Below are 24287 nucleotides of genomic sequence, written 5' to 3'. Positions count from 1 at the left end.
GTAAGCAAGAAATTTTGTTTTCGTAGAATTAGGCTTAGTACAATCATGCACGTAGAGCAAATCTATACCGAGGGACTGGCGCAAGCCGCTTACTACATTGAAAGCCAGGGCGAAGTGGCAATCATCGACCCGCTGCGTGATGTTGAACCCTACCTACGGCGGGCCGCCGAGCGCCAGGCTACCATTAAGTACGTATTGCAAACCCACTTCCACGCCGATTTTGTGTCGGGGCACCTGGAACTGGCCTGGCAAACGGACGCTACCATTGTGTATGGCCCTACGGCCAAGCCCGCTTTCGATGCCTACGTGGCGCAGGATGGGGAGGAACTGTGGGTAGGTGCATGTACGCTCAAAGTACTGCATACGCCTGGCCACACGATGGAGTCAAGTACCTACCTGCTGCGCGACGAAGCAGGCCGTGACTACGCCTTGTTTACGGGCGATACGCTCTTCCTGGGCGACGTGGGGCGACCCGACCTGGCCGTCAAAACCGACTTGTCCGAAGAGGACTTGGCCCGGTACCTCTACGATAGTCTTCGCCACCAGATTCTGCCCCTGCCCGACGACCTCATCCTGTACCCCGGCCACGGCGCGGGCTCGGCTTGCGGTAAGAAAATGGACGACGCCAAGCAGGGTACTTTGGGCGAGCAAAAAAAGAAAAACTACGCCCTCCGCGCCGATATGAGTCGGGAGGAATTTGTTCAGGAAGTACTGGAAGGCCAGGAAGACCCACCCAGGTACTTTCCTTTTAACGCCGCCCTGAACCAATACGGCTACGAAAAGCTGGATGTAGTACTGGCGCGCGGCCTTCGGCCGCTGGACGTGGCTAGCTTCAAAAGTACCTGGGCCGCAGCCGCAGCGCTGGTGCTGGATACGCGCCCGCAGGCCCAGTTTGTGGCGGGCCACCTTCCGGGGAGCGTGTTCATCGGGCTGGACGGCCATTTTGAAACCTGGGTAGGTACCTTGCTCCCCGACCTCCGGCGGCGCATTCTGCTGGTAGCGGAGGCGGGCCGCGAGCAGGAGGCCGTGACGCGGCTAGCGCGGGTAGGGTACGACCAGCCCGCAGGGTACCTGGCGGGCGGGCTCGACGCCTGGCAGGTAGCCGGTGAAGCAGCCGAGCGCACGGAAGAAATTTCGGCGGAGCGCTTCGCGGAGCTTTTCGACGGCCCCAACCTGGATGTACTGGACGTGCGCAGTTCGCGCGAATACCAGGAAGCACACGTGCTGGGGGCGGCGCATTTTCCCCTCAATGCCCTATCTAAGAAAAGCCACTACCTCGACGCCAACGACCGCTACTACCTCTACTGCGGCAGCGGCTACCGCTCCCTCATGGCTACGTCTTTCCTGCAAGCTCAGGGCCTGGACGTGGTCAATATCCCCGGTGGCTACCAGGCCCTGAGCCAAACCAGCCTGGCTACGGAAGCCGGGAGCTAGGGTACTTTTTCCAAATCCAGTACAGCAGGTACTTGTGTCCCCAGGCAGGCATCGGGCTACCCGGATACATTTTACAAGATGGTGCATAGTTTTTGACGGCGCTTGCCTTTTAGGACCAGGTACCCTCAGCCTTAGGATAAGTAATCCTCCTCGTTTGCTAAAATATTTCCGGAGATTAGGAGTTATTTTTGTAAAATTGGGATCTAATCCGTTGAGTATTGCTGGTTTGGGGAGTTTATTGAAACGTCCATGTCTTTACAGGTAGGTGATTTTTTTGAAGGATCGTACCAGCTCCAGGAAGAGCTTGTGCCCGGTCGGAGGTGGTTATCGCTGGATTGGACCCTCGATCAGCCTGCCCCCGTCGTGATCGAGCTCATCCCGGCCCACTACGACGAAAACCTGCATTGGCACCCGGCGCAGGTACCTGGCCTGCGTAGGCTCGGGCAGTCGCGGGCGCTCGGTGCCAGGTACCTGGTATGGGAAGCAGACCAAAGCCGCGAAAGTACCCCTCTGCTGCTCGAACAGCTAACGCCCGACGAAAAACGGGCCATTTTCCAACTCATCGATACCCTGCCCGTTGCGGCTGGTGAGGCCATTTTGTCGGTCAATACGCCCGAATACTGGCGGCTGGGCCCCGATCGCCTGCTGCTTTTTTACCGCAAGCAGCTCAGCGTACGGGCCAACGCCGCCGAAAATGAAGAGATCAAGCGTTTCTGGAAAGAGACACTACCCGGCGACAAGCCCGTTGCCCTGCCAGAAGTACCTCAGGTAGAAGATGCGCCCGAGGTGCAGTCGGCCGAGACCACTGCCACCACCACTGCCGCTGAAACCAGCCCGGCTTCTCCTAAGTACTACGCCTACTTTGTGCTGGCCATTGGTACGCTGCTCGCCATTGCGGTGTGGTACACCAAGGAAAGCCAGGGCGCACCGGACCCCATCCACGTGCCCGTTTCGCCATCGCTGGCGGCCTTTGACCAAGCCCTGAACCGGGGTATTGCCGAAGAAAAGCGCGGGGAATTTCAGCGGGCTATGGAGTACTTTCGGATGGTGGCCCGGATGCCCTATTCGCCCGAGATCCGGGTAAAGGTAGATAGCCTGGCGCAGGTCTACGAAGCACGCGCCCAGGCCGACTGCGAGCGCTTCCGTGAAAGTAACAGCCCCAACCTGTACCATATCCCCGACCAGTACTACCAGTACGCCGCTTTGCTGGCCGAAACCACACCGAAACGATGCGAATAAAACGTCTACTTTACCTCTTTTTTGCGTTAACATTAGCCCAGAGCGCGCAGGCGCAGCTGTTTCAGAACCGAAACCTGTACGATGTATGGATTACGGCCGAATATAAACTGAATGCGGGGCGGTTTGAAGAAGCCCTGAAACTTTACGAAACGGCCCCCGAGGTACCGGAGTTTCGGAAACGACTCGCTACGGCCCGCGAACTACACGCCCTGTTTCAGCAGGCAGAGCGCCTGTATCGTAGCCAAAAATACGCCGAAGCCCTTGAGATATACAGCCAGTACCGTGCCGTGGACAAAGCGCTGGAAGTGGCAGTTTTTGAGCGCCGAATCCAGGCGTGTTTGCAGCAGATCGACAAGGTACTTAGCAAAAAACTAAGCGAAAGTACCCGCGTGGTGGCGGGGTTTGAGTGGGCCTACAAGGGCGAGCGGCAGCTTTCGGTGCTGGATACGGCGGGAGCTCTGCGGAGCTTTACCAAAGCCCGCCAACTGGGCGCTAGCCTCAACTCCACCCTGCGCGAGCAGTACCAGGAAGGGCTACGGGAAGTGCAGGCCATGCGGGATTGGGGCGCAGCCTACCGGCAGGCCCTGGAAACCCGCGACCCGGAGCGGATTGCGGCGCTCCTGAGAACCTACCGCCTGGTTTCGAAGTACATCATCGGCACGCTGGAGTACGAAATAAAGAGCCAGGAAGAAATACTATCAGGCGGAAATGCGCAGGACCCCGCCACGCGGCTTCAGCGGTACGCGGCGGAGTGTAGCAGCGAAAACCTCCTCAATTACATCCGAAACAACCAGGCGCAGCTGACGCGGGCCCACGACATGCTGGAGGTGCTCCGGGAGTACCGCCAGATCGAAGCGAATATTGCCGGCTTGAAAAAAGATCCGGAAAATGGGGCTTTTCTGGAAAGTGCCTACAACAGCCTGATCCATAAAGGAACCCAGGTACCTCAGGTAGGTACTTTCCTGCAACTTTGCGCCCAAAAAGAGTACTACCACTACCTAATGCAGGCAGCCCGGCAGCTGGAAAAAGAAGGGGACGAAAGTACCCAAAAAGACAAATACGAAGCCGCTACAAGGTACCTGGTGAACGCCCGCCAGCTCAACCTGCCGGAGTACTGGCTCGAAATTGACGAAATGCAACGCCGGATTTCCGACAAGCTGGGCTGCGAAAGCTCCTTGCAGGATTTTGAACGGGCCGTTGTGGACGTCCGGCAAAACTTAGTGAATTGCCGCATCCAGGAAGGCAAGCGCGGCTGGGACGAAGCCTGGGCCAAGCTAAGCGCCTGTGCGCCCAACGAGACGGGTTTGTGGCTCCGGCACCGCTCCTTGCGTGACTCGCTCTACTACCTGGCGCGCGCCGACAGCCTGTTTTCGGTACTATCTTCGCAGGCCAACCGGGAGCTACAGCTCAAGCAATGCAGCGAAGCCCGGCAGCTGTACCTGCGCATGAGTAGCCTGGCCGTCTGTGACGCGCCAGCCCGTGAGGTTTTAGTGGCCGACGGCCTGCGAGCGGTGGCTGAGTGCGAAAAAAGCATTTGCTACGCCGTGGCCAAAGACCAGGCTACCGCCGCCGCCGCTGCCAAAGAATGGCAGCAGGCCTACGACTACTACCAGCAGGCCCACGACTGCGCCAGTCCGGCGCAGCAGGAGATTATTCGGCAAATCATGGCTGATCTGGAATGCGACGCCTACCCCAGCCGCTGCTACAAAAATGTATTTTTTGTGCGCTTGGAGCCTACGCTGCGGGTGTCGCTCAACAAGCCCGCTTATACCGAAAACGACGTGAAGGAAACTACCGGCGCGGGTTACCATACCGCAGCGGGCCTGCAGTTGTCCTTCATTACCCATAAAAATCCCGTCGACTTTGTGGTAGGTGCTGATTTTTTTCGGACTCAGTACCAATCCTTAGGCACGGTGCAGGGCACGAGCTATGCTACCAATGAATTTGATATTTCCGGCTTGAATGTACACGCGGCCATCAAGCTGCACCGGCCCAATACCGCTCCCGAACGCCTCCGTCCGTACCTGAAGCTGGGGGTAGAAAGTATTTTTCCGTTGAGCTACCACCGCCAGGACTTCATCTCTGCACGCTCTACCAATGACCGCTCCCTGCTCAAAAAGCAATCGCTGGCCGCTCTGGGGGCCGCAGGAGTTGAAATCCAGCGCAAGAAGTTTGGCTTTTTTGCGGAAGTAGCCGGTACCTATAATTTTTCGGGTATTTACAACACCAACGCCATAAACGGCGCCAGTACCCAGAGCAGATCCGAAGCCTACTTCCGTACGCTGGGTGTACGTGTGGGCGTGCGGCTCTGGTAAGCCAAAGTACCCCTGCTTGTGATCCAATAGGATTATTGCCGGTTCCCCACCGAAAGCCCAAAGGTGATGCGGGTGTCATTCCGCTGGCGGCCCACTTCCACAATACTCTCGTACGAATTCTCGAAACTCGTTCGCAGCGTGACCCAGCGGTTGAGGGGTAGTTCCAGCGAGAGGAGCGTATTCCAGCGTAGGTTGGAGAAATCCGTAATGGAGGGTTGAAGAAATGTGATATGATTGATCCGGATTTTATCCTGCAAAAAAAGATGCTTCCCTTTGACCCGGAACGAATTCCGCTGGATCACCACCGAAGACCGCTCCCGGAAGTCGGTCGACTCGTGAATGATGGCGTTGGTGAGCGTGATGATATTCTTGTCGGTTTGCAGGAGCCGGTAGCCCACACCCGCCCCGGCCAGCTGCCGGAGCGCAATGCCGCGCAGGTTGCTGGTTTCGACGGTACCCAGGCCAAAAACGTAGGTTTTTCGTTTCTTGAATACATCAATAAACAAATCCAGGTAGGTATCGCGCTCGGCCAGTACGTTGTTTTGTTTGCCGTAGGTAAAGCGCGGATTGGTGGCCATGGAAATGACCGGTCCCGTGGCCAGGATTTCCGCCCGAAGTACCATCAGGCTGCGGTTGACGTTGCCGCGGGTAAAGTTGCCGTCGCCGATGAAGCGGTAGTTGAGCGTGTCTACCAGCACAAATCCTCTCAGAACCAGGCTGTCGGCGGGTTGGAGCAGCAGCGAGTCGGGGCGGGGTACTTGCGTCGTATCCGGGCTGGTTTCTTGCGCGTAAGCCGCTGAGGTACTTAGGGCTACGCCAAAAACCAGGAATAGGTACTTTGGAGAAAATCGAAGGTACTTTTTCATCTAGCATTAATTTTATTCTACGGGAGTTACAACTTCTTCAGAGAACCAAAGTTTGTCCTGATGAGTAGTTGTTTTAAAATTCACTTTCCCGAAATAAAACTATGCGAAGTACTCTTTATCTACCTACGTTTTTATAAAAAAAATGTCTAAAGGTACCTTTCCTGCCTCAAAATCCTACTTCAACCGTCAGTCCCGGAAGTACCTCTTCGCCGCTAATTTGGAGAGAAGTACCTTTTTTTATCTCGATGGAGCCATCGGCCCGGTACACGAAGACTTGTTTGTTTTCCCGGTCGATGAGCCAGCCCAGGCGGGCCCCGTTGGCACGGTAGGCTTCCATTTTGCGCTGAAGATCGGGCAGGGAATCACTAGCCGACCGTACCTCCACCACCAGGTCAGGACAGATGGGGGCAAACCGGCTCCGCTCGGTGTCGGTAAGGGCTTCCCACCTATCCTTGACGATCCAGGAAACATCCGGTGAGCGAACGGCGCTGTCGGGCAGCGTAAAACCGGCGGACGAATCGAAGACGTAGCCCAACCCGGTTTCGCGGTTCCAGAGGCCTAGCTGAAATCCTAATTCAAAATTGTAGTTGCCTGTATCTGATCCGGTTGGTGCCATAACGATAATATTGCCGTGCTTGTCTCGTTCCATCAAAAGCTGCGAATTGGCCTGGCATAGGTCAAAAAACATATCGTCCGTCATACCCGCTACCGAACGTATTTTTAGGGGTAGTTCCATATCCTGATTGCCTAATGATTTATGCAAAGTAACGAATTAATGGGACAAAACGTTTGAGAAAACAGGCCTCTCGACACGGGCTAAGACGAAAATTATAGAATGGAAGTTACTCTGCCAAGTACCCCAGCAACAGCCGGGCCAGCAAGCCCAGAAATACCAGCAGACCAAGCAGCCACCGGCGTTTGGGAGGAGACACAAAGCGCATAGAGCAGGGGCATTAAGGTACCTGAGCAAAGGTACTTTAAAGGTACTTTTACTCAAACCCGTTTTTCCACTTCTGCGCAATCTGGCGGGCCGTTTCGAGCATGGAAGGTACCCAGGCTTCGACGTTCCAGGCGGAGTGGCGCAACGAGGAGGCGGCTAGTAAATCGCGCGCTTCGGGGTAGCTTTTGGCGTTTTCCAGGATGTGGGAGAGCTCCCGCTGTTGCTGATGGAGCGAAAGATCTTCCAAAGGTAGGGTAGTGGGTAGGCCGGTCGGTAGTGGCCCGAAGTCGTTTGTTGCGGGCTGGGGTAGTTTGTCGTTCAGGCGCTTTACCAGGGTATCCATCCGGATGAAGTCCCGCTGAAAAGCCAGCCGACGCGCGTCGGTGTCGAGGGCGGTACCCAGTTGCTCCATCACCACGTACTTGAGGTTGGGGCACATGGGCAGGGTCGTTTCCAGAAGTGCGAAAACTGCCTCGGGTACGGCGTCGTCGTGGGTGTCGCGCCGGATGGGGTACTTGTCGTCGGTAGTAGCGGGCTCCCAGCTTCCGCCCGAAATATGAATTTCCCGTACGCGTTCCAGTGGGTACAGCCGGATCACCTCCTCAAAGTCCAGCCGGAAGTTGTGCAGCTGGCAGTAAAGATTATGCAGGTCAAGGATGATAAACCCGTTCACGGCCCCCACGAGTTTTTCCAGGAATTCGCCGTGTTTTTTAACCTCATCCAGCGAGTAGGCAAAGGCCAGGTTTTCGAGCCCGACCGGGCATTGGCCGGCCTCTTGAATCCTACGCAGCCGGTCGATGCCCAGCTTCAGGGTGGTGCTGGTGTAAGGTACCCCCAGCGGAGCTCCCTTATGAAAATCAGCTCCGGTCATGTACCCGAAGTGCTCCGTGATGTGGTCGAAGGGGTACCTGGCCGCCAGCGATCGAAGTTGCCGGAGCCATTGGTCCTGCTGCTTGGACCACTTTCCCGCAAACAGCGAAAAGTACACGCCGTGGCCGATCAGCCGGTCGTTTTCGGCAAAGGTACCGATGAGTTCTTCGAACCAGCCGGGCAGGGTAGGGTACTTGTAGAGCGCGTCAAAAGACCACTCCACCGCCTCTACCCGCTCCGCCTCAAAAAGCGGCAGTGCCGCCAGCAGGAGGTTGGGGTCGAGGTTGCAGGCGATGGAGGAAAGTACTTTAGGCATGTCCAGTGGAAATCAATTACCCCATGCCGCAGGCCGGGCAGGAAGCTAAGGTTTTTTCTTCTTTTTTCTTCCCGTTTTTCGGGCCAATGTCCTCACCCGTGCAGGCAGTGACTGATGCCACAATGACGGCGGCCGCCATGGCTTTCAGGACGGAAGCAGGTACTTTCATACAATACGAGGTTAGTTATTTTATGATTACAGCTAAGTGTAGGCCGGAGCGCGCCCGCCTGAACAGAAGAGTCCTTTTGGAGCGAGATGGTTGGAACGGTAACATTTTTTGAGGCGTGTATCCTGCTTTTAGCCATCGGAAAAGTACCTGCCTACCAGTAAAATGTGAATAAAGCGGGTAATTTCTCAACAAAGTGTTCCCCAGTAACACCCGGTATCCCGCTTTGAGTGCTTTTTTCGCCTATAGGTACCTCAACCCGCGCGTCTCTATACGTCAAAGTAGCGTATTAGATAAAGTTCAATTGTGTAAATTATTGATAATTAGCGGTTTATTAATTATGGCGATGTGCTTTACAGTTGCTATAGGTTACAAAGGCGTGCTTAAAGGCTCCCCAATGTACTGGAACTTCCGGTTTTAGGCACTTTTCTTTATGGGCAAAGTGTAGAAAAAAACCTACTAACTATGAAGCACCTTTTTATGAAGCATCTGTTGTATGCAGGTGGGTTGGCCTTACTGACTTTTCTGAACGGCCAAGCCCAGGTGTTGCCTGGAAACACTACCTCCGGTAGTCAGGATACTCTAAGCACTACGAGCAGCGATTCCGCCAAAACCATACAAGGCCGGATTATCGACGCTGCCAACCGACCCCTGCCCGGGGTATTCGTTTCTTCTAACGACAGTACCATCACGACCCGCACCGACAGCCTGGGTGAATTCCAGCTACCCTACGAAGCAGAAATCGATACGCTACGCCTTTCAAAACCGGGCTACAACGCGCGCAAAGTGGCTGTGCTCGGACGACTCATGATAACGACCTTTTTGACGGGCGGACCACCCGTGCCGCAGGCTGCTGCTACCGACAGCCTTACTGCTCTGGGCCAGGATACCGCCGCTACGAGCCAGGGAGCCGTGGTACAAGGTGACTCTGCGCAAGCAGCAGTAACCGGCACGGGTGCCCGGGGAGAAATACGAGGTAACGTAAGCGCCAAACAAGAAGGGCCGCTACCCGGCGTGAACGTGGTGATCAAAGGCTCGACCCGGGGTACCAATACCGACGCTCAGGGGAACTACGCCCTGGTACCGCTTAGCCCGACCGACACGCTGGTTTTCTCCCTAATTGGGTACCCGACCCGGGAAGTACCCCTTGCTAACCAGACCCAGATCAACCTGGTGTGGGAAGAAAATGCCGGACAGGTACTGAAAGAAGTGGTGGTGATCGGGTACGGTACCATGGACCGTAAAACCCTCACTAGTTCCGTCTCTTCTATTGGTAAAAGAGAGATTGAAAATGAACCCATGCCCAGCATTACCCAGGCCATCCAGGGTAAGGCGGGAGGCGTGCAGGTGACGCAGCGGGGCGGGAGCCCCGGCGGGGGGGTAAGCATTCGGGTGCGGGGTACTACCTCCATCAACGCCAGCTCCGAGCCTTTGTACGTGGTAGACGGAATCCCCGTCAACAGTACCACCAACTTCGTGGGCGGCAGCGACTACAACCTGGGCGGAGGTACCCAGGGGATCAACATCCTGGCGTCCATCAACCCATCTGACATCGAGTCGGTAGAAATACTCAAAGACGCTGCCGCTACGGCCATCTACGGGTCGCGGGCGGCCAATGGGGTGGTGCTGATTACGACGCGTCGCGGCGATGCCAACAACAGTACCATTAGTGTGAACGCCTACGCCGGAGTATCGGAAGTACCCCGTAACCGCCGGTATGACATGATGAACACGCAGGAGTACATTTCCTACATGCAGGATTACTACCGCTACGCCGGAACGCCCATCCCCGCCAGCGTAACCAGCACGGCCGCCGACGTCAACTGGCAGGACCAGATTTTCCGGACCGCGCCCATCCAGAACTACGAGCTCTCGGCCCGGGGCGGCTCTGACAAAACCCAGTACTTTGCCTCGGTAGGGTACTACAACCAGCAGGGTACCATCCTGAACTCGGGTTTCAGCCGGATTAGCTCCCGCATCAACCTCGACCACCAGCACAGCGACAAGCTGAAACTGACCGCCAACGTAAACCTAACGCGGGCCATCAACAACCGGATTCAGGAAGAAAACTCCAACCAGGGAGCGACCAAGAACGGAATCAGCTCCCCGCCCAATATTCCGGTGCGCAACCCCGACGGCTCCTGGGCTTTTGACCCCATCAATACCCGGCGCGAAAATCCGGTGGCCTTTCTGACGCTGGCTAAAAACGACGCTGAAACGTTCCGGATACTTGGTAATGTATCGGCCGAGTACTTCTTCACGCCGAGCCTGAGCTTCCGGAGCAACTGGGGCGCCGACATGAGCTATATCAATGAGGACTTTTTCATGCCGCCCCGCTTCATCCGAAACTTTGCCGCAACGGGTGGGCTGGGGTCCAGCCGGGTGTCGCGCGATCAGCTTTGGATCAACGAAAACATGCTCACCTTCGACAAGCAGCTAGAATCCCACCATTTTAACGTGCTGGGTGGGTTTTCTTTCCAGGAATCCAAATTTACCTTTACCGAAGCCCGTCGTAATAATTTTTCTTCTAATGACATCCCGGTCATCTCGGCAGGAGGTACCATTGCCGCCGCCAGCGCGGGAATCGAGGAATGGGCCATTGCTTCCTACTTCGGTCGGTTGAACTATAGTTTCAAGGACAAGTACCTCTTTACGGCCAACTACCGGATCGACGGCTCCTCTCGCTTTGGTAGCAACCGGCGGTACGGAAATTTCCCGTCGTTTGCGGCCGCCTGGCGGATTTCGCAGGAAGAATTCCTGATGCAGAGTAACCTCATCAGCAACCTCAAACTACGGGCCAGCTGGGGGATCACCGGAAACCAGTCCATTCCCAACTACGTAGCCCGCTCGGTGTACGGTGGTGGTGCCAATTACATTAATAATCCGGGCTTTGTGCCCGGAAATCTCGGCGATTCGAACCTGGGTTGGGAAACAACCCGCCAAACGGACATCGGGCTGGACCTGGGGCTTTTCAACGATCGCATTACCATCCTGGCCGACTACTACATTAAAAATACCTCCGACCTGCTCATCAACGTACAGATTCCGCGGACTTCCGGTTTCCAGACGGCCTTCAAAAACATCGGGGAAATCCAGAACCAGGGTTTTGAATTTGAACTGACTACCAACAACCTCGTTGGGGCCTTCCGGTGGACTACCTCGCTGAACATGACCTTTAATCGCAACAAGGTACTTTCCTTGCCCGAAGGCGACCTATTCGGCGGTACCGGCAACGTTAGCCTGGCCCGTGAAGGGCAGCCACTGGGGATTTTTTACGGCTGGGAAATGGTAGGAGTGAATCCGGAAACGGGCATGATCGACTTCGCAAAAAGGGATGGTACCGTAGGTGCCCCCACCGACCCGCTCGACCGCAAGATCATTGGCGATCCGAACCCGCTTTTCTTTGGGGGAATTACCAATAATTTCAACTACAAAGGATTCGATCTCAGCATCATGGGGCAGTTTGTGTACGGCAACGACGTATTCAACTACCAGCTGGCCGAAATCTCCGACGGCTTCAACGCCAGCAGCAACGGCCTGAGCGACTGGACCCGCCGTTGGCGCAACCCCGGCGACATTACCGATATGCCGCGCCCCACGCCGGGCTCGTTCGACAACGCCGCCATCTCTACCCGCTGGGTGCAGGACGGTTCCTTCTTCCGGTTCCGGAACGTAACGCTGGGTTATACGTTTCCCCAAAGCATGATGGAAAAAATTGGGGTGAAAAACCTACGCATCTACGGTACCATCCAGAACGCGCTGCTCTTCACCAAGTACCGAGGCTACGACCCGGAAGTGGCTACGCAGGCGGGTTCAAACCTGGGCCTGGTGTATGGATTCGACTACGGAAGCTACCCCCAGCCCCGGATTTTTACGGGCGGGATCAACCTTTCGTTTTAACCTAGAAGTACCTGAAGTTGCTATAAAAATCCCCGGAGTAGAAAGGGACCCATTCCATAAAAATAATTGAGACATCCGATGAAAACCAACATAAAGTACCTGTTTTGTATGCTGGCCGGTCTGAGCCTGTCGTCCTGCGACAACTACCTGGACAAAGTACCCATCGACCAGATCGGGGCCGAGCAATTTTTTAATAACGGCGTCAACGCCCAAAGTGCGGTCACGGGTGCCTACCGCACGCTGGAGTCGTCGTACTACTACGGGCAGGCGTTTATCCTCATTCCGGAGTTTGCGGCGGGGCACATCCGGCACTACCTCAGCTTTCCCGAATTTCTGGAGTACACCGAAAACCGCATCCGGGTAGACAATCCCTGGTCGTTGAATATCTGGACGGCCTCGTACACCACCATCAATGCCACCAACAATATCATTGAAAGGGTACCTGGCATTGAAACCGACATCACCGAGGAGCTCCGGCAACAGCTGATCGGCGAGGCGAAGTTTATCCGGGCGTTGGTGTATTTCAACCTCGTCAGAAGCTGGGGCGACGTACCGCTGGTACTTACTCCTACGCAATCGTCGGAAACGGCGGGGCTACGGGTGTCGCGGCAACCCGCGGCCAACGTGTACGCACAAGTCATAGCCGACCTCCAGGACGCCGCTACCAGCCTGCCGGAGGCATACAGTACCCCTGAGCAATCCAAGGGCCGGGCTACTTCCTGGGCGGCCAAAGCGCTGCTGGCCAAGGTGTACCTCTACCAGGAAGACTACGCGCAGGCCGCCCAACTGGCCGAGGAGGTCATCGAGTCTGGGCGCTTCTCGCTGGAAAGTGATTACTCCACTATTTGGGTGAATGAGAACAGCAACGAGGCCATTTTTGAGCTACAGTTCAACGAGCAGGCTACCAACGCCCTGGTGGGCGTAAGCAACCCGGTGGGGGCCACCCAGTTTTACGCCAGCGACCTGGCCTACCGCCTGTTTGAACCGACGGACCGACGCCGCAACTTTGCCATCAATACCGTGGTCGACAACGGCGACACGACTTTTTACATCGGCAAGTACCGGAACGTGAGCCCGCCCACGCAGAATGTTCCCGTGCTCCGGCTGGCGGAGCTGTACCTGATCCACGCCGAGGCCACGGCCCGCGCCGCTGGTAGCGTGAGTACGGCCGCCTACCAGTCCTACAAAGCCGTCCGCGACCGCGCGGGGCTCACTACTCCGGCGGTCGCTACCTTCACTACGGTAGCCCGTTTTGTGGAGGCCATTCAGCAGGAAAAACGGCTGGAGATGATCTTTGAGGCCGAAACCTGGTACGACTACGTACGCACTGGCTTGGCCCAGGAAGAGCTCATGCAGGTACCTAATGCCAACTTTTACCTGTTCCCCATTCCCCAGGGCGAGCGCGACCTTAACCCCAACCTGACCCAAAACGCGGGGTACTAAACAGAAATGAAAGAGAACGTGGGGGAGTGCAGGCACGCAGCGTAGTAGTAGGATAGAGCGATAGGAGCGTGCCGCCTCCCCCATTTAGTGGTATGTAAAGTAAGTTAGGGTATTTATTGCCTTATAACGTTGCCGGAATAGTCAGAAGCTTTGGAGCTGGAGACGTATTTCGGCAACGTTTTGTATATAGAGGAAGTAAGCAAGCTTCCTAACTTTCTAACTACAAGGGGGTCTTGTGCCATGGCGGTGTGCGAGTACTGATGCTTTTTATTAAATTGCCAACGGGTAGTATTTTACGCAGTATTAATTGACCCCACCCGTTATCCCACACAAATACACATGCTAACCAAGAAAACCCTCTCGGAGCGAGACATCTGTACCAAGTTCATTACTTCTGTGCTGGTAAAGGCGGGCTGGCAGGATATGTTTTTGGAAGAAGTATAGATACGTTGTTTAACTTCTATAAGCACTATGGCAAAACCACATCTACTCTACACCAAACCGACAGAAGCTCAGGGAACCTATAAACAGCCTGCCCGGAACCCAGGAAATCAGCCAGAAGATAAGCCAGAGCCTAATTATGGACCGATGCAGGATGACTTTAGAAAGTACCTCAGCGCTTTTCAGGCAGCTCGTATGCATCGGCATCAGGCTAGGTCGCTCCAGGTACCTGCGCATCTTGATTACATCCGAATCACTTTTTTTGATGTATTTGATAATGCCGGATTTGAAGCACGTTACCGGGACAAGTTTGGATTAGTGGCCGTGCAGGTAGATCACTTTGGCCGACGGGTTCTTTTTGCAATCCAGAGTGAGAGTAGGTTCCGTACTTTCTTGCATACGCTGCAAGCGTTTGTCGATACCATTTCGCCATGGGGAGATTTATCCAATCCAGATAGGGATATCCTCTTCATAAAAGAATTTGAGCTTTTGACCACGGTTGATATACTACCTAATATAGATGAGCCAAGCGATGTACTGTTAAGTCTGGTCGAAAAACAGCTAGAAATTAACACATCTTTTGTGGAAATTCAGCGTGCCCTTTTCTCTTACCTTGACAGCCAGTCTATAGATTATGAATCAATACCCGAAAACAACACCATACAGCTTTGGAACGTAGCGCTGGAGCAACTTCGTGAGCTGGCTGATAATTTTGACATTCTTTATTCTGTGTACCCTAATTCACTGGGTCTTGTTTCACCAGGGCGTTTTGGAACGGCTACCCGTAGCTTTGGTTTCACTGCTAATCTTCCCCCTGACAATGCACCTATCATTGGTGTCATAGATACCGGAATAAGCGACCAGACTCCATTAGCTGATTTGATCATCAATTCCCAAGAAAACGATCCTTATGACCTCACGGGTACTAATTCGCGAGTTGACAACTGGGACAAGACCTGGGGGCATGGAACGGGAGTAGCTGGCATTGCCGCTTTTGGTGAAAAGTTATATCCAGCCGCGCGTGGAGCGATTCAGGCTGATGCTTGGCTGCTTTCCATCAAAGTACTTGATGACCGTGTTTCACGCGTATCTGATAGAGCTATCAGGAAAGCCATCATGAGAGCATATCACGAACTAGGTGTGCGCATTTTTACTCTCACCATTTCAGAAAGAATTAAGAATGACAATGAGACAGTATCCGCATTGGCCTACATGCTAGATGTATTAGCATGTGAATGTGACTTAGATATTTTGATTTGTATTGCATCGGGTAACATGCGTCGCGAAATAATAGACTTGAATACGAACACTTGTCTGCCTTACCCAAATCATTTTATCCACGCCGATAATAATATTCATGTTCCAGCAGAAAGCATGAACAATCTGACGGTGGGGGCGACAGCAAATAATTTAAACCCGACTCTTCAAGTTGCTGGCCTTGCCAATGACGTTTCGTTCCCAGCCGTTTTTACTACAAAATGTCATGTGGATTTTGATACTTCGGGTCTTACTCAAAATCAGAGAAATAAACAATTTGGGAAGCCAGATATACTCTACTACGGTGGAGATCACGAAAGAAATGGAGAAAAGCAAGTGACAGGTATTTCGGTACTTACCCCTAAAATAGGTCAGTACTGGATGAAGGAAACAGGGACAAGCTATGCTACCCCCTTTGTCGCAAACTTGGCGGCTCGTATTCTATCAGCTTACCCAAAATTATCCATGCAAACGGTAAAGGCTCTAATTATAAATTCGGCCTCTCTACCTCGACTTGACAATACATTCGCTGCTCTCCCTAAATCTTTACTTAATCGGGTATTAGGTAAAGGAACTCCTGATGCTTCGAAATGCCTTTCCTCGACTGATCACCAAGTCACTATTATTTTGGAGGACTCTATAGTACCGGAACATATAGGCACATATACTTTAAAATTTCCCGGCTACCTTCAGAAGTCAGGTCGTGCAACGGGATTATTGGCATTTCACGCTACCTTATGCTTTAAGTTTAGGCCTATTCAGCATCGTCAAAGTACCTATTGCCCTGTTCATATAGCTTTCGGTATTTTTAAAAATAAACCGCTAGATGAAATAAATGGGAAGGGCATGGGGCCAATACGAGATGAAAAGACCAAAGAGGTAATTGAAAAAGGCTATAAATTGAGAGAACCGTGGTCGCAGGACCCTTACTACAGAGGTAAGCTCCTATGCAACACGCAAAAGGTTTCTTTTGTCGTAGGGAAGAAAGATATTCTCAATGAGGACTTTACTTTTAAAGTGGCCGTCAATTCGAAATTGAACAAGCTACTAACAGCAGCTCAGAAAGCAGCGTACGCCACCACTGTGGAGTTTTCATTGGTGATCCGGATCGAGGAGCGACCCTATAAAAATCAGTATATTGGTTCGCTCTACAATGGGTTAAAAGTAGAAAATGATCTACAGGTACTTACAACCCTGGATGCTGATCTGGAGGCAGAGGCTGAAAGCGAATTATAGTTTACAGCAGATGGTGGCGTTCCTGTGCGATGAGGTTGGCCCATATCTCCGTTTGAATGCGTTGTTGTGCTTTGACAAAAGGTGGTTTCTGAGCTAATAAACTACGTTTAATGGCTGTTAGTAGTGTCTTTTGAATAGAATAGTAGGACAAGCCAATGGAGTCTTTCATTATCCTTTTGGCTTTATTCGGATTATCGAAGGTAAAGGAAGAGTCTTTAAGTGTCTTGTCAATGAGCTCCTTAATCTGTGCCTCCGTTGGCAAGTCTAGCTGTACTGAAAGGTCAAAGCGGCGAAGTAAAGCATCGTCGATCATATCCTGCTGATTGGTAGCTGCAATAACAATACTACTTTGGGGCAAGTAGTCGAATAGTTGCAAAATCGTATTAACAACCCGCTTCATTTCGCCATGATCCTGGCTATAGTCCCTGACTTTCCCTAGGGTATCGAACTCATCCATGAAAATGATGCAGTCCTCAGTGGCAGCTCTTCGGAAGATCTTTGCCAAGTTCTTACTTGTCTCTCCGAGTTTGGAAGAAACAATAGCGCCCAGGTTAATAACAATCATCATTTTTTCTAGTTCGCCCGCGAGCACGTAAGCCGCCAAAGTCTTACCGCATCCGGAGGGTCCGTAGAAAAGTACCTTATTGGATATGGGCAGTTCGTATTTTTGGAGTATATCAAGCGAGCGGTGCTCCTGAACGAAGTAGTCCAGGTTCTCCCGTACTTCACTACTACATACAAGGTGGCTGAGCCGGTAGTCGGAAGTCAATTTTTCGAGGATAAAATCAGCTACCTCGCGATCTTCCTCTCTAATGGAATGCTTTGATGATCCGTGTCTTAGGATGCCTTTAGTCTCCTGCTGCCGGATGGCATCCTTCAGAATTGATTGCAATTGGAGGGCGAAATTGACTTTCCGGGACTGTTTAGAATGCTCAATCAGCTCATTTAAGGTAAACAGCAGCTTCTCCTGGTCATTTTCCAGACCATACTTGGCAATCTCTTTTATGTAATCAGCTTGCTGCATTGCCTTTTAATTAGAGCTTTGTATGCAAAAATATAACGGTACTAATTATAAAAGGTTAGTATCACGCGATAAGTAACTTCAAGAGTTGGTCATGAGAAGTACTTACAAATTTCATACTAAAAAAAGTGTTTCTTGGCATCTTTGAGATTAAAGTACCATTTTTTTATTAAAGCTGCTCTTAATTAGGCAGATATTTATTCTAAGGACGTAGAGCGGGCGCTGAAAGAATAGCGTAGCTACGGCCGAGAAGTAACCAGTACCCCACAACACCTTCCTTCGCCGTACCCCCCAACACTCACACCCGCAGCAAACCCCGGAACGCCCGCGCCCCGTAGTACGACTCCGCACCGTTGTGGTACACAAATACGTGGTCGAAGCGGCGGTCGCAGAAGAGCGCGCCGCCGAGTTTTCGGATGTCGTCCGGGGTTTTTATCCAGCTCGACGTTTTGGTGTCGAACTTCCCCAGCTGCTGCAAGGCCCGGTATTGTTCTTCCGTCAGCAGCTCCACGCCCATCTCCGCGGCCATACCCAGGGCGCTATTAGCCGGTTTATGTTCTTTCCTTGATTCCAGCGCCTGGTGGTCGTAGCAGATACTGCGGCGGCCCTTGGGGCTTTCCGGCGAGCAATCACAAAAAAGGTACTCGCTCGTCGCTTCGTCGTAGCCAATCACGTCCGGTTCGCCGCCGGTTTCTTCCATGTCGTCGAGTGTCCAGAGTTTTTCCGGGTTGGCTTCCAGCCGGGCCTGTACGTCGGCCCATTGGAGGCCCGGGTGGCGGTCCGTATTTTTCTCAAAACGGGCTTTCAAAACGCGGAGTAAATCCTCGCGCTGCTGCGCCGACAATTCCTTATTGGAGTTTGTGTTCATTGGGTCGTTTTTAGGACAGGATTACGGATGAATGATGCATCGAAACAACTTTTCGGTCGGCGGGCCTAAAGTACCACGACACCACCGTTAGCGCGAGCAGGAGCAGCGAGGGGGCTATTTCGGCCAGAGAGCTACCCGCCGCCAGGTGCGAAAATACCGCGCCCGACATGGCAAAGAAAAAGCCCGCGTAGGCCCACTCTTTCAGTACCGGAAACCGCGGGATGAGCACGGTTACCGCACCGAGGAGCTTCCAGGTACCTAGCAAAGGGATGAAGTAGGTAGGGTAGCCCAGCTTGGTAATGACCGCCACCTCCTCTTCCACGTGGAGGAGCTGCACCAGGCCGGTCGATACCATGCCCAGCGCCAGCCAGGCGGTCGCAATCCAGTAGATGATTTTAGTCGTTCGCTTGTTCATAGGTACTTTAAATTAATGTACGGGACGCAAAACGGCTTGTAATTTGTTATGGGCCATGTTGAGGCCCTGCGCAAAGGGTAGTTGCAGCATCTGGTCGCGCAGGGCCACGGACCGGTACACGATCTGCATGGTGAGCAGGCTGGTGTCGTCAGTGCGTTTAGTAAATTCCAGAAACTCCAGCTGCACATCAAAAGGCGTGTTTTCCATCTCAAAGGTCCGGGTGATTTTCTGGTTTGGGACAAACTCATGAATTGTCCCGTTGGCCCGAAATACCACGTTTCCCTGGGCGTCGGAGGTCTCGAATTGGTACCCGCCGTGCGGCTTGTTATCCAGCTTAAGTACCTTGGTGCCCATCCACTGCTCCACGATCTCGGGCTCCACGTACACCCTGAAAAGCAGCTCTAGGGGTAGTTCAAATTCCCTCGTGATCGTCAGTTGCTGTTGGCCGTCTTCGGCCTGAATTTTCGTTTTGTGCGGCATAGGGTTTATGGTTTGGGTAGGTGGTTTTTCATGATGGCCTCCAGTTTGTCAAAGCGCTCGTCCCACATCGCGCGGAAAGGCTCCAGGAAGTCGGCGATTTCCCTCATTTTTTTAGCATTCAGGTGGTAGTACATTTCCCGGCCACTGGGTTCTTGTTTCAGCAGTTCGCACTCGGTGAGTATGTGCAGGTGCTTCGATACGGTGGGCCGGGCGGTATCAAAGTGGGCGGCGATGGCCCCAGCGGTCATGGCCTGGGAAGCCACCAGCAGCAGGATAGCCCTCCGGGTGGGGTCGGCTATGGCTTGGAATACGTCTCGTCTTAGGTTCATCGCGTAGCTATTTGACTACAAATATATATGTAGCTATTTAGCTACGCAATTTTTTAGAAAAAAAAGAATGAGAGGGGAAGTTGGTATTGGTGATCGTAGTGGTCAAGGTACTTTGAAACTTTATAAAAGCGGTACCTCAATTATTGGCACTAGGCTTTCGTAGCTTGTTTTAGGGATGAGTCATGCGAACATTGGTGATAGAAGAGGCTTTAAAACACAAAAAGGGCTCGAAAAAGCCCTTTTTGACGGTACCTGGTATTAGAAAAGTGACCCCGACGGGGTTCAGCTATTTACATCAGCTATGTATTAATAATCAACATTTTACATCTGTGAAATTATAGGATCCCTGAAACGCCCCTGAAACATACGCCATAGGTACTTTCTGAGCCCTGCAACTTTCCGTTTCTTCGTGGCCAGGTGGCGGTAAAATTGTGCTCACTTTTAACTCCAAAAGCACATGATTACTGTCATCAAAAAGTACATAGGTGGGCCTACGAGCAATGGTTATTCCTGCGATACCTACGAGGTCACCATTAAGGTCTTTGGCTGGGTGATCTTCCGGAGGGAGCACCAACGGCGATAGGCCAAAAACCTGACTCTGATATTAATTAGGGCTTAAAAAGGATTGATGCCAGGAAGATTTTCTCGTGGTAGTTGCCATCAGGACTATACCATATGCAGTTGTAGGCTTCGCCTTCTTGAAGGCCAAAATACTCAAATTGTACAGTCATCTTTGGTCCACCAGAAGATAGTTGTACTACGTCGCCGGGCTTGAATTTTTTTTGTGCTTCCATAGGGGTTTGATTACCGTTTTAGTTCTATTTTATTCTGCGGCCGCAACTGATCTACCCTTGCAGGCCGACCAGGTACGCGGAATATTGTTTGGTTCAATTTATTTCAAACATTCACTACTAACCTTCAGAAGTAGACTCTATGAATAGCTCAGACAATAACAATTATCTGCCAGGTAGGTACAACTACATAAAAGAACATCAGATCCATAATGAAGATATTCAGTCACTAATTGACAAGGTATACCATGATGAGAGAAATTTTATGTTGGAAGCATTTGATAGAGGAACGATTATGAAGGCAGGAGGGGCTGTATTTATTACCTGTTTGGTGGAAAGGATAGATGACGAATCTATGTAAAAATTAAAGTATTGTAATGAGAAGCAAGCTCATCATCTTTTTTCATAAAAATTTCTCCATCCTCAAATAAGACTTTATTTAATATTTTTCTAACTATGTCATCTGTGCTTTTAGATATTCTACACAGTTCATTATAATCAATATTCTTTTTTAAGGCTTGACCATGCATATATTTTGACCTAATATCGTACGCCTCTTTTATACGTTTGAAATTATTTAATTTAACATTTTTATCTCCACCTAAATATATCGTTGCTCTTTCAGAAACTTTGTGGGTAATTTCATGGTTTTCAGTAGTAAATAAACATTCTAATATTACTATGTAGAAAGATATTTTCATAGGTAGAAAAGAATGAGACCTGGCTAAGTGAAGGAATTTAAAAGCTCTCTCCACTCTATTATAAATATATTTGGCAAAATTTAAGTCAGATGGGTTTATAGATGGCGAACGTAATATTGGATCATCAAGATTTATATTATTACCATAATCCTTTTTTGATATAAATTCAGTAAGTCTTTTATGACTTGCAACTACTTTATTAAGTTCTGCAAGGCTAAATGCTACATCACAATATGTTCCATTACAATTACTAAAAAAATCTCTTCTACTATTTCTTGATATTTTACCATCTACATTTAACCAGCATTGTGTGCTACACACACTATTGTCCTTTATCAACCATAGCAAATTAATATATGCCGCAATAGCTTCATTAATTTTTAAGCAAAGCTTATTTGGGTCAATAATTTCAAAATATGTACATAATTCATCATAATTATACTCAACGGTAAGGATTGGGTTTTGTGCCATCGAAATCAGATCAATTCCACCAATTTGTTGTATAATGCTTGGCGTATTAATAAAATTACTTATTAGCCCCCCCCCATTTTTTCTTATAAATATATATGGATACCTACCATCTTTTAGGTCTATTTCTGTTTTGAAATAATTAAGTGTTGAATATGCAATAGCATTCATAGGGTGGATTTGTGTTTTTATAAGTACCCCCTATTTTTAGGGGTTTGCACTATTTCTTCTTTTTCTTATACTTAGCCGCTGTATCAGGCCTGAACCAGAACCAGCTAATCATTTTTGAGCTGAGAAATCTGCTTCTTTAATTCCTCGTTTTTTTCTTCTTCCCTTTTCAAAGCCTTTCGCTGAAGATCAATCAGCTCATCTTTCAAAATCGTGACGTAGTTTGAACTAGGCTCACTGACAATATTTTTCTCTCGATTTGAAAAAACTGGGTCTTCACCGCCTTCACCAAGCAAGAGCCAATTAGTATCCACTGAAAAAAGCCTAGCAATTTTTGCTAATGCTTCTCCAGGCAGACTGGTTAATCCCTTTTCAAATCGGTTGTATGTTGTTTGGGCTACCCCAATTCTTTTAGAGAACTGATTTTCACTTAGTTCTAAATATTCTCTAAGTCTCTTAACTCTCAGAAAGTCAGACATATACCCGATTTGACTAAAAAATTATTCAAATATGCTTGCTTTTTACCCAATCTTGCTAGATCTTTGGGCTGTACTTATTCCAATACGCAATGTACAATAAGGCAAACCAAGAAGCAAATACGGAAGTGCAAGCGGGCGGCTCGATAAAAGAGCGGCTGCTGAGCCGGTTTGAGCGGGCTCGGGAGGCAGTAGGCCCACATTGGCGCAAAGCCCTGGCCGAAGCAGATGCCTACTTTAACACCAAGGCGGGCTACGACACCATGATGGCCGTATCTGGAGCGGCATCTTCACCCCGCCAAGCCAACGTAGACCGCATCGAGCGCGTAACGCTGGCCCTGGAAAAACTAGCAGGGATTGAAAACGGGCCGGTGGTATGAGGTGGCGGTGGTTAAAACGAGCCTGGCATAGGTACCTGGGCTTTGATGAGCAAGAACTGACGCAAACGGAGGCCTTCACCAGGGCCTGGATGGAGCACTTACTTAATAATAAATACTTTATGAAACCACGCTCAATCATCGTCATCAGAATCCCTGAACGGGAACAACAAAGATGCCTTGACTACCTGGAGTCCAGCGCGCATGAGAGCAAGATTATAACGCCGCTCTGCCGCCAGATCAACCTCACGGAGGCGCTGTACCAGGTACTCACCGACCTGGTAGATGCGGGCTTCGAGCTGCTGGACGTAGAAGGCTACACCATCACGCGGTACGAGAAGGAAACAGGTGAGTGGAAGTACCCCTTTGCGGTACTGCTCAATCAGGAGCTCTCGGAGTTTGACCCCGCCCAGCTCCTGCCCGAAGAAAGGCAGGTACTGGAAGTGCTTCATGCCTCACTAGCCGCCAAGGGGCTGCTCCACCCCGACCTGCTGGAGCAAGCACCCAACTACCTGGAGCTATGCAGGCTGCTCAGGATGCCGTTCTTCCTGGTGGTGCAACCTGATAAACTGGCTCACTTCAGCACGCTCGACCTGCAAGCACTAGGCATCGGGCGGCCCTGGGAGCAGAGTCGGCTCATCCGGTTCGGGCCGGGGGTTATCTAGTCCAGTGGGGTGTCCAGGGGCGCTATTTTGAGTACCTGACTGCCGTCCGGTAGGGCTACTAGCTTGAAATGATAGCCTTCACTAGCCAGTAAAAAAACAGGATGGTCAGGCCTGAATAGTCCAGCAGCGATAAGCTTCTCGGCGGGTTTTTGAAACAAAAGCTCACCCACCGAATGCTCCAAAACGGCAAGCTCAGTGACGGGAGGAAAGACAGGTTTCGTAAATAAGTGGGGGTACAGCGCCTGGAGCTTCTGGGCTACTAAGGGATGATAATCAAAGTACTTGACCTGTTGCTTTTCACCGCGGCGAATCTGAATGAGGCCTCTGGCGTCGAGCTGATTGAGATAGTTCCAAAGTTCTCGTCCAAGTGGGGTTTTGAAATCTTCGCCTTTGAAGATAGCCGAGAGGGCGGCTTTGGGATTGCCTTTGGCTTCACAAATCGAAATGAGGCACTTTAACTCAGGGCCATCAGGGGGTAGAATCTCCCACAGTCTATTTCGGTAGGCAAATTCCAGGCGGGATGAAATGGCTTGGTTTGACATGGAGTACTTAAAGTTTTGATTGTAAATGAACGAAAAGTGGGCTTCACTCACAACAGCCCGGTAAAATCTGACAGGCCGCTATGAACACAAACACCTTCACCGTACTCCAGTCCCTACCCGAAGACCAGGTGGAGCTGATGCACCAGGTGGTAGATACCAACCGGGCGCTTTTTGAGCTACTGAACGGCAGCGTGTACCTCTCGGAAGAGCAGGCCGCGCAGCGCCTGGGCGTGAGCAAGAACACCTTCCGGAAGTGGGTGGATGCCGGGAAGTTTCGGCAGTTCAAAATCGAGGGCCGCAACCAGTACCGGGCCTCGTACCTGGACGAGGACTTCGAGAAGCACTTCCTGGTGCAGGCCTACCTGGAGCCCTCCGTGCGGCCCGCCCACCGCCCCGCCCGCCGTACCACCCGCCTAGCCGAACGCGCCTTATGATCATCGTTTTTTCACTATACACTACACTATACATGCTGCTGCTAAGCCTGGGCCGGTACGTTACCGCCCGGGCCGAGCGGCCACCCGAGCCGTAACCCATTTTTAACCCCGGAGCCGTGGCTCCATAAA

At 51.6% G+C, this 24287-nt stretch carries 23 protein-coding genes; 10 read left to right on the top strand and 13 right to left on the bottom strand.

Going from position 1 to position 24287, the window contains the following annotated elements; translation table 11 throughout:
- Positions 1-45 precede the first annotated feature (45 nt).
- The 3 genes from HNQ92_RS12855 to HNQ92_RS12845 all read left to right on the top strand — a co-directional run bounded on the left by HNQ92_RS12855 (position 46) and on the right by HNQ92_RS12845 (position 4988).
- Positions 46-1434, top strand: coding sequence for an MBL fold metallo-hydrolase (locus tag HNQ92_RS12855; protein WP_184174418.1), 1389 nt, complete (start codon positions 46-48; stop codon positions 1432-1434).
- 249 nt (positions 1435-1683) lie between these two features.
- The gene (locus HNQ92_RS12850; RefSeq protein WP_184174417.1) at positions 1684-2673 is read left to right on the top strand and encodes a hypothetical protein; all 990 of its coding nucleotides are present in this window, start codon (positions 1684-1686) and stop codon (positions 2671-2673) included.
- Positions 2664-4988 (top strand): hypothetical protein, encoded by a 2325-nt coding sequence (locus HNQ92_RS12845; protein ID WP_184174416.1) that lies wholly within the window; start codon positions 2664-2666, stop codon positions 4986-4988. Before HNQ92_RS12850 ends, HNQ92_RS12845 begins: the two co-directional genes overlap by 10 nt.
- 32 nt (positions 4989-5020) lie before the next feature.
- Here the strand turns inward: HNQ92_RS12845 and HNQ92_RS12840 are convergent, their stop codons facing one another.
- The 4 genes from HNQ92_RS12840 to HNQ92_RS12825 form a co-directional block, all read right to left on the bottom strand.
- Positions 5021-5854 carry a DUF481 domain-containing protein gene (locus tag HNQ92_RS12840; RefSeq protein ID WP_184174415.1) on the bottom strand — a complete coding sequence of 278 codons (834 nt, stop codon included), beginning with the start codon at positions 5852-5854 and terminating at the stop codon, positions 5021-5023.
- Between the two features lie 166 nt (positions 5855-6020).
- Positions 6021-6590, bottom strand: coding sequence for a Uma2 family endonuclease (locus tag HNQ92_RS12835; protein ID WP_184174414.1), 570 nt, complete (start codon positions 6588-6590; stop codon positions 6021-6023).
- Between the two features lie 253 nt (positions 6591-6843).
- Complete coding sequence (locus tag HNQ92_RS12830; RefSeq protein ID WP_184174413.1) at positions 6844-7980, bottom strand: multinuclear nonheme iron-dependent oxidase; 1137 nt, start codon at positions 7978-7980, stop codon at positions 6844-6846.
- Between the two features lie 16 nt (positions 7981-7996).
- Entirely contained in the window at positions 7997-8149 is a 153-nt protein-coding gene (locus tag HNQ92_RS12825) for a chryseobasin-related MNIO class RiPP peptide (protein WP_184174412.1), read from the bottom strand.
- A 462-nt stretch (positions 8150-8611) separates the two neighbouring features.
- Here HNQ92_RS12825 and HNQ92_RS12820 point away from each other — a divergent pair, with 462 nt between their 5' ends.
- The 3 genes from HNQ92_RS12820 (at position 8612) to HNQ92_RS12810 (ending at position 16423) form a co-directional block, all read left to right on the top strand.
- A complete protein-coding gene (locus HNQ92_RS12820; protein ID WP_246440050.1) occupies positions 8612-12046 on the top strand; it encodes a SusC/RagA family TonB-linked outer membrane protein in 3435 nt (1144 codons plus the stop codon).
- 78 nt (positions 12047-12124) lie between these two features.
- A complete protein-coding gene (locus HNQ92_RS12815; RefSeq protein ID WP_184174411.1) occupies positions 12125-13489 on the top strand; it encodes a RagB/SusD family nutrient uptake outer membrane protein in 1365 nt (454 codons plus the stop codon).
- A 471-nt stretch (positions 13490-13960) separates the two neighbouring features.
- The gene (locus HNQ92_RS12810; protein WP_184174410.1) at positions 13961-16423 is read left to right on the top strand and encodes a S8 family peptidase; all 2463 of its coding nucleotides are present in this window, start codon (positions 13961-13963) and stop codon (positions 16421-16423) included.
- A gap of 1 nt (position 16424) precedes the next feature.
- Here HNQ92_RS12810 and HNQ92_RS12805 read toward each other — a convergent pair whose 3' ends face one another.
- The 5 genes from HNQ92_RS12805 to HNQ92_RS12785 all read right to left on the bottom strand — a co-directional run bounded on the left by HNQ92_RS12805 (position 16425) and on the right by HNQ92_RS12785 (position 19536).
- Positions 16425-17447, bottom strand: a complete 1023-nt coding sequence (locus HNQ92_RS12805; RefSeq protein ID WP_184174409.1) for an AAA family ATPase — start codon at positions 17445-17447, stop codon at positions 16425-16427.
- Positions 17448-17742: 295 nt separating this feature from the next.
- On the bottom strand, positions 17743-18312 hold the full coding sequence (locus HNQ92_RS12800; RefSeq protein ID WP_184174408.1) for a DUF4256 domain-containing protein: 570 nt from the start codon (positions 18310-18312) through the stop codon (positions 17743-17745).
- 10 nt (positions 18313-18322) lie between these two features.
- Positions 18323-18727 (bottom strand): DoxX family protein, encoded by a 405-nt coding sequence (locus HNQ92_RS12795; protein WP_184174407.1) that lies wholly within the window; start codon positions 18725-18727, stop codon positions 18323-18325.
- 12 nt (positions 18728-18739) lie between these two features.
- Positions 18740-19207, bottom strand: coding sequence for an SRPBCC family protein (locus tag HNQ92_RS12790; protein ID WP_184174406.1), 468 nt, complete (start codon positions 19205-19207; stop codon positions 18740-18742).
- Positions 19208-19212: 5 nt separating this feature from the next.
- Positions 19213-19536, bottom strand: a complete 324-nt coding sequence (locus HNQ92_RS12785) for an ArsR/SmtB family transcription factor (RefSeq protein ID WP_184174405.1) — start codon at positions 19534-19536, stop codon at positions 19213-19215.
- Between the two features lie 457 nt (positions 19537-19993).
- Here HNQ92_RS12785 and HNQ92_RS28930 point away from each other — a divergent pair, with 457 nt between their 5' ends.
- The gene (locus tag HNQ92_RS28930; protein WP_281380745.1) at positions 19994-20119 is read left to right on the top strand and encodes a hypothetical protein; all 126 of its coding nucleotides are present in this window, start codon (positions 19994-19996) and stop codon (positions 20117-20119) included.
- Between the two features lie 25 nt (positions 20120-20144).
- Here the strand turns inward: HNQ92_RS28930 and HNQ92_RS12780 are convergent, their stop codons facing one another.
- From HNQ92_RS12780 to HNQ92_RS12770, 3 genes are all read right to left on the bottom strand, one after another.
- Positions 20145-20330, bottom strand: coding sequence for a YodC family protein (locus HNQ92_RS12780; protein WP_184174404.1), 186 nt, complete (start codon positions 20328-20330; stop codon positions 20145-20147).
- Positions 20331-20680: 350 nt separating this feature from the next.
- Positions 20681-21667 carry a HEPN domain-containing protein gene (locus tag HNQ92_RS12775; RefSeq protein WP_184174403.1) on the bottom strand — a complete coding sequence of 329 codons (987 nt, stop codon included), beginning with the start codon at positions 21665-21667 and terminating at the stop codon, positions 20681-20683.
- 104 nt (positions 21668-21771) lie between these two features.
- Positions 21772-22143, bottom strand: coding sequence for a helix-turn-helix domain-containing protein (locus HNQ92_RS12770; protein ID WP_184174402.1), 372 nt, complete (start codon positions 22141-22143; stop codon positions 21772-21774).
- Between the two features lie 89 nt (positions 22144-22232).
- On the opposite strand from HNQ92_RS12770, the gene HNQ92_RS12765 reads away from it, so the two are divergent.
- On the top strand, positions 22233-22520 hold the full coding sequence (locus HNQ92_RS12765) for a hypothetical protein (RefSeq protein WP_184174401.1): 288 nt from the start codon (positions 22233-22235) through the stop codon (positions 22518-22520).
- Positions 22517-23182: a hypothetical protein gene (locus tag HNQ92_RS12760; protein ID WP_221307437.1), complete on the top strand. Its 666-nt coding sequence runs from the start codon at positions 22517-22519 to the stop codon at positions 23180-23182. Before HNQ92_RS12765 ends, HNQ92_RS12760 begins: the two co-directional genes overlap by 4 nt.
- Here HNQ92_RS12760 and HNQ92_RS12755 read toward each other — a convergent pair.
- A complete protein-coding gene (locus HNQ92_RS12755) occupies positions 23179-23724 on the bottom strand; it encodes a hypothetical protein (protein WP_184174399.1) in 546 nt (181 codons plus the stop codon). The genes HNQ92_RS12760 and HNQ92_RS12755 overlap by 4 nt on opposite strands.
- 80 nt (positions 23725-23804) lie before the next feature.
- On the opposite strand from HNQ92_RS12755, the gene HNQ92_RS12750 reads away from it, so the two are divergent.
- Positions 23805-24158: a helix-turn-helix domain-containing protein gene (locus HNQ92_RS12750; protein ID WP_184174398.1), complete on the top strand. Its 354-nt coding sequence runs from the start codon at positions 23805-23807 to the stop codon at positions 24156-24158.
- Positions 24159-24287 lie beyond the last annotated feature (129 nt).

This window comes from Rhabdobacter roseus, assembly GCF_014202275.1.
Taxonomy (GTDB): domain Bacteria; phylum Bacteroidota; class Bacteroidia; order Cytophagales; family Spirosomataceae; genus Rhabdobacter; species Rhabdobacter roseus.
This window is presented reverse-complemented; position numbering and strand designations above follow the sequence as displayed.

Coding starts and splice junctions, on each gene's coding strand:
- HNQ92_RS12855 (WP_184174418.1), top strand. CDS start 46: ATGCACGTAGAGCAAATCTATACCGAGGGACTGGCGCAAGCCGCTTAC.
- HNQ92_RS12850 (WP_184174417.1), top strand. CDS start 1,684: ATGTCTTTACAGGTAGGTGATTTTTTTGAAGGATCGTACCAGCTCCAG.
- HNQ92_RS12845 (WP_184174416.1), top strand. CDS start 2,664: ATGCGAATAAAACGTCTACTTTACCTCTTTTTTGCGTTAACATTAGCC.
- HNQ92_RS12840 (WP_184174415.1), bottom strand. CDS start 5,854: ATGAAAAAGTACCTTCGATTTTCTCCAAAGTACCTATTCCTGGTTTTT.
- HNQ92_RS12835 (WP_184174414.1), bottom strand. CDS start 6,590: ATGGAACTACCCCTAAAAATACGTTCGGTAGCGGGTATGACGGACGAT.
- HNQ92_RS12830 (WP_184174413.1), bottom strand. CDS start 7,980: ATGCCTAAAGTACTTTCCTCCATCGCCTGCAACCTCGACCCCAACCTC.
- HNQ92_RS12825 (WP_184174412.1), bottom strand. CDS start 8,149: ATGAAAGTACCTGCTTCCGTCCTGAAAGCCATGGCGGCCGCCGTCATT.
- HNQ92_RS12820 (WP_246440050.1), top strand. CDS start 8,612: ATGAAGCACCTTTTTATGAAGCATCTGTTGTATGCAGGTGGGTTGGCC.
- HNQ92_RS12815 (WP_184174411.1), top strand. CDS start 12,125: ATGAAAACCAACATAAAGTACCTGTTTTGTATGCTGGCCGGTCTGAGC.
- HNQ92_RS12810 (WP_184174410.1), top strand. CDS start 13,961: ATGGCAAAACCACATCTACTCTACACCAAACCGACAGAAGCTCAGGGA.
- HNQ92_RS12805 (WP_184174409.1), bottom strand. CDS start 17,447: ATGCAGCAAGCTGATTACATAAAAGAGATTGCCAAGTATGGTCTGGAA.
- HNQ92_RS12800 (WP_184174408.1), bottom strand. CDS start 18,312: ATGAACACAAACTCCAATAAGGAATTGTCGGCGCAGCAGCGCGAGGAT.
- HNQ92_RS12795 (WP_184174407.1), bottom strand. CDS start 18,727: ATGAACAAGCGAACGACTAAAATCATCTACTGGATTGCGACCGCCTGG.
- HNQ92_RS12790 (WP_184174406.1), bottom strand. CDS start 19,207: ATGCCGCACAAAACGAAAATTCAGGCCGAAGACGGCCAACAGCAACTG.
- HNQ92_RS12785 (WP_184174405.1), bottom strand. CDS start 19,536: ATGAACCTAAGACGAGACGTATTCCAAGCCATAGCCGACCCCACCCGG.
- HNQ92_RS28930 (WP_281380745.1), top strand. CDS start 19,994: ATGATTACTGTCATCAAAAAGTACATAGGTGGGCCTACGAGCAATGGT.
- HNQ92_RS12780 (WP_184174404.1), bottom strand. CDS start 20,330: ATGGAAGCACAAAAAAAATTCAAGCCCGGCGACGTAGTACAACTATCT.
- HNQ92_RS12775 (WP_184174403.1), bottom strand. CDS start 21,667: ATGAATGCTATTGCATATTCAACACTTAATTATTTCAAAACAGAAATA.
- HNQ92_RS12770 (WP_184174402.1), bottom strand. CDS start 22,143: ATGTCTGACTTTCTGAGAGTTAAGAGACTTAGAGAATATTTAGAACTA.
- HNQ92_RS12765 (WP_184174401.1), top strand. CDS start 22,233: ATGTACAATAAGGCAAACCAAGAAGCAAATACGGAAGTGCAAGCGGGC.
- HNQ92_RS12760 (WP_221307437.1), top strand. CDS start 22,517: ATGAGGTGGCGGTGGTTAAAACGAGCCTGGCATAGGTACCTGGGCTTT.
- HNQ92_RS12755 (WP_184174399.1), bottom strand. CDS start 23,724: ATGTCAAACCAAGCCATTTCATCCCGCCTGGAATTTGCCTACCGAAAT.
- HNQ92_RS12750 (WP_184174398.1), top strand. CDS start 23,805: ATGAACACAAACACCTTCACCGTACTCCAGTCCCTACCCGAAGACCAG.